Source organism: Georgenia sp. Z2081, from assembly GCF_055326445.1.
The window spans coordinates 1-2,077 of record NZ_JBUZNK010000025.1; the positions used below are offsets into that span (position 1 = coordinate 1).

The 2,077-nt window shown below is 75.1% G+C and carries 2 protein-coding genes; one reads left to right on the plus strand and one right to left on the minus strand.

All coding sequences use genetic code 11. The features are described from left to right. Window positions 1-208 precede the first annotated feature (208 nt). Window positions 209-898, plus strand: a complete 690-nt coding sequence (locus ACZLKG_RS16570; protein ID WP_463649353.1) for a hypothetical protein — start codon at window positions 209-211, stop codon at window positions 896-898. A gap of 6 nt (window positions 899-904) precedes the next feature. Here the strand turns inward: ACZLKG_RS16570 and ACZLKG_RS16575 are convergent, their stop codons facing one another. Then, complete coding sequence (locus tag ACZLKG_RS16575) at window positions 905-2,062, minus strand: RNA polymerase sigma factor (protein ID WP_463649354.1); 1,158 nt, start codon at window positions 2,060-2,062, stop codon at window positions 905-907. Window positions 2,063-2,077 lie beyond the last annotated feature (15 nt).

Genomic DNA, 2,077 nt, shown 5'->3' on the forward strand with positions numbered 1-2,077 from the left:
CGCGCTCGCGTCCCCGTGGGCCGCAGGTTGTCGCAGGCCGTGCGAGTCGGCGTCGCCGACCGTGGGTGACGGAGGCGGAGCAGCGACAGCCGGGGTCGGAGCGGTTGCGGCCCGATCACCTACGCTCGGAGACCACGTGCGCGGCCGTGCCCGACCCGACGGCCGCTCCCTGCGGAGAGGTGTCATGGTGCGGACGACGATGTCGACGTTGAACAGGGGTCTGGCTCTGACGACGATCGTCGCCGCGGCGCTCCTCGCGGTCGCAGGGTGCGGGGTCGAGGACGAGCCGGAGATCGACGCGGACGGGCTGGCGCGCCACGCCTGCGGGTTCGCCGCGGCGGCGCACAGCACGCCGGCGGAGCAGTGGGGCGAACCCGTCGGCCCGGGCACCGCTGAGGAGTTTCTCCTCTCCGGCGGCGCCAACGGCCTCCTCGGCGCGACGACGGCCTCGCCGCTCGAGGGGTACGAGGAGCTCATGGAGCACGGCCAGCGCGTCTACACGGCGACGCTGCAGGCCGAGCTCGACCTCCTCGACGACGGGCTCGCGTCCCTGGTCGACGCGTGCGAGGAGCACGGCTTCGCCGACGACGACCCCGACCTGTCCGAGGAGGCGCGGCTCGAGCTCTCCTGCGCACTCGTCGGTGCGGTGAGCGAGGACGACCGACCCGCCGAGGACTGGCTGCAGGTCGGGGCGCGCGCCGGCAGCGAGGAGGGCCTGCTCATGGCGCAGATGTCCGGTTTCACCGGCCTCATGGGGGCCTCGCACGGCTGGGAGATGCCCGGGCACGAGGAGCTGTCCGAGGCCGCACAGTCGGTGCACACCTCGCTGACGAGGATCGACGCCGACGGCGTGGACGAGGGGATGCGCGCCGCCGAGGAGTACTGCTCGAGCCTGTGACGCGGCTCAGCCGCCGACGCCCAGGCGGGCGGCCCGGCGGATCAGGTGGTCGCGCTCGGGGATGCTCGTCGCGCGGTCGGCCGCCAGCGCGTACAGCCGGGCCGCGCCCGCCCGGTCCCCGTCCTTCTCGGTGAGGTGCGCGGCGACCGCCGCGTGGCGGGGCAGCGACTCGTCGAGCTCGGCCAGCGCGGCCAGGCCGGCCCGCGCGCCGTCCGCCTCGCCGACGGCCACCGCCCGGTTGAGCCGTGCCACCGGGCTGTCCGTGAGCCGCACGAGCTCGTCGTACCACTCGACGATCTGTACCCAGTCGGTCTCGCTCGCGGCAGGCGCGTCCGCGTGCAGCGCGGCGATCGCCGCCTGCGCCTGGTACTCGCCGAGCTCGTCGCGGGCGAGGGCGGCCTGCAGGATCGCGACGCCCTCCGCGATGGCGTGGGTGTCCCACAGCGAGCGGTCCTGCTCCGTCAGCGGCACGAGGCGCCCGTCCCTACCGAACCTGGCCGGGCGCCGGGCGAGGAGCAGCAGCATGAGCGCGAGCAGCCCGTCGACCTCGGGGTGCCGGACCGCGGCGGCGAGCCCACGCGTGAGGCGGAGGGCCTCGGAGGCCAGGTCGACGTCGCCCGCGTACCCCTCGTTGAAGACGAGGTAGAGGGTGCGCAGCACTGTCGTCACGGACCCCGTCTCGCCCAGCCGGACGTCTGCCACCGTGCGCTTCGCGCGGCTGATGCGCTGCGCCATCGTCGACTCGGGCACGAGGTAGGCCTCGGCGATCTGCCGCGTGGTGAGGCCACCGACCGCCCGCAGGGTGAGCGCGACCGCCGAGGACGGCGTGAGCGAGGGGTGCGCGCACAGGAAGTACAGCCACAACGAGTCGTCGGCCTCGGCGGCGCGCCCGGCGGGCGGGGCGGCGTGCACCACCTCCTCGCGTTTCCGGCGCGCGGACTCGGCGCGGGTGGCGTCGAGGAACTTCCGCCACGCCACGGTGACGAGCCAGCCCTTCGGGTCCTGGGGCGCCGAGGCCGGCCAGGTGCGCCACGCCTCGAGCAGCGCCTCCTGGACGGCGTCCTCCGCTGAGGCGAAGTCGGCGCCGCGCCGGACGAGGATCCGCAGGACGACGGGTGTGAGCCGCCGCAGCAGGTCCTCGTCCGGCGCGACCGTCTCGGACATTCAGCGGCGTTCGCG